Raw genomic sequence first — 2337 nt, forward strand, 5'->3', positions numbered from 1 at the left:
ATTGTTAGTTAAAGCTTTTTTCTTTAGATCGTTGTATCTAGTATCATATACCTTCATTTCTTCATTCCATGTAACATACTTCATGCCATTCTCTTTTACAATAATATCTATTGCATTAGCATTTAATAATAGTGTTAAATCATGTTTCCTTAATTCAACTTGTTCAATAACATTAATTACTTCATCAAGAATAAGTGTGTAGCTATTTTCTTTAAGTAGTTCCATCGTTTCTAATGTAGCCATCTGAAACAATGCATGTGTAGTGCAAATATCTTTTCCTTCTCTTAATAACTTGTGAACATAATCAAGTTTAGTTACTCCCTTTCGTGCTAGTGGCTCGTGGAACACTCTGCTTGTTACAGCATTCTTTACTCTTTCTACTTCATCTAGAAATGGTGTAACATATATAAATTGATGTGAATCTATACTCATTTTATTCATATATTGAATTGCCCAAGAAGTCTTCCCTTGACCGCACGGAGCATCAATAACGTTAATTATTGTATTAGACATTTTATTCATTTAGCATTTCTCCTTTAAAAAATCATTAATATTCTTCTTTAATTCATTTGATATTAAATAGTTCTTATTGTGTAGCCATCTACTTAGATGTTCTCTAGAAACACCGACAGTTGTAGCTATAAATTGAATTGAAGAACCATAAGTAGTTATGTAGTTCTTAACAGAAACCCTTAAATCATCATTTTTCAATCTTGTTCACCTACTTTCATATATGTGTGATATTTGAAGTAAAAATAAAAGAACTCCCACCAAAAGTAGGAGTTCTGAATTTTGTCCTTCATTATTAATACTGTTTGACGATGTGTGAGTTCTATTGTTTTGGCTTGAAGCAATAAGATAGCTACATTTATACTCTTTTTCAAAACAGAATTTGTGTGCTGTAACTGATCGTATCGCAAAAAGTAGCTTTAGGGTTTGTGTGTAAGTGTACTAGGATGTAGATGGGACATGTGCTATTGAGTATTCCTGTAAAGTATGCCCTCCTTTAAATGCAAGATATGATATTATCTTTATCTATTTCAATTATTAAACTAAATTTTTTTCTCTTTTCGCTCTGATAAGGGTACTTTTACTAATTCCAGTAAGCTGTTCAACTTCTTTATATGAATGTGTTTCTAATAAATGCAAAGCATGTTGTATTTGTTTCTTGCTAAACTTCTTAGGTCTCCCTTCTCTGAAATCGTCACGTTGTTTAGCAATAGCTTTTCCCTCTTGTGTACGTTCAACGATTAAATTCCTCTCCATCTCAGCCACAGCTAGTAAAGTTGTTAAAAAGAACTTCCCCATTGTAGTGTCCTCTAACAGACCAACATTTAACACATGAACCCTGACCCCTTTAGAGAATAAATCCTTTACAATCTCAATTCCTTCAACTGTGTTTCTCGCCAATCTATCTAATTTAGTGACAACTAGAGTATCACCTTTTTGTAATAGTGACAGAACCTCATTTAATTTAGGTCGGTCAGTTTTAGTTCCTGTGAATTTTTCCGAATAGATTTTGTCACAGTTCTCTTTTTCTAGTGCTTGTAATTGTACTTCTAATTCCTGTGACACTGTACTCACTCGACAATATCCATATTTCACTTATTAGCACCTCAATTAATCAATTTATTTTGACACTAAGTAATGACACCGATCGATACCTTGATATTACTACGATGAAATTTAGGTGTCAATACTATTAAGTTTTGACACCAAGTAATTAGATTTTGAGTTAAAAGTACGAATTAGATTTAGAATTAGTACCGAACTCTATCATATAAAAATCTAAAGTTAATGATATAGCACAAATAAAAACAACAGCTATTAAACTGTTGTTTTTATAATTACTACATTTCATGCATATTAACAAACCTAAACCATTTTTCTAAGTAGTCAAAGAAAACATAATTTAGTGCGTTTTCGTCCTTAGTACTTTTATGGACTAATCCAGTAATCCCTTTACTTTTAGCACATTGTGAAATAAAATTCGGTACCAAATATTCTAATCCTAATGAAGTATCAGCATTATAACTACAATATTTTACTAACGGGGATTCTTTATTTGTTAAATCAATTAAATTTAAATTTTCTAAAACTTCCCATTCAACTACATCTATAACATCATTATTCCCTTTCTTACATTCAGTAACTGCAACTTCTTTGTTGCTACAAGTGTATAATTCTCCATGCCCAACTATATTGTATCTTCCTTGGCTAGGTTTTCCATATGGTGCCTTAAACATTTCTGCTGATGTATAATGTATGGCTCTTTCCTTTGTATTCCTTACCCTTGCTCTAAATATCTTTTTATTCTTTAAATTAATAGTTCTTACA

The 2337-nt window shown here is 31.0% G+C and carries 3 protein-coding genes; all 3 read right to left on the minus strand.

The features are described 5' to 3' along the window. Window positions 1–522: YonV family putative phage-derived protein (locus tag V7056_RS20040; protein WP_499704149.1), on the minus strand; the 522-nt coding region annotated here is incomplete at its 3' end. A 525-nt stretch (window positions 523–1047) separates the two neighbouring features. Beyond that, complete coding sequence (locus tag V7056_RS20045) at window positions 1048–1605, minus strand: recombinase family protein (protein WP_499704150.1); 558 nt, start codon at window positions 1603–1605, stop codon at window positions 1048–1050. Between the two features lie 245 nt (window positions 1606–1850). Continuing rightward, on the minus strand, window positions 1851–2337 hold a 487-nt coding region (locus tag V7056_RS20050), incomplete at its 5' end, for an RES domain-containing protein (protein WP_499704151.1).

The sequence above is a fragment of the Bacillus sp. JJ664 genome (genome assembly GCF_036962205.1).
Taxonomy (GTDB): Bacteria; Bacillota; Bacilli; order Bacillales; family Bacillaceae_G; genus Gottfriedia.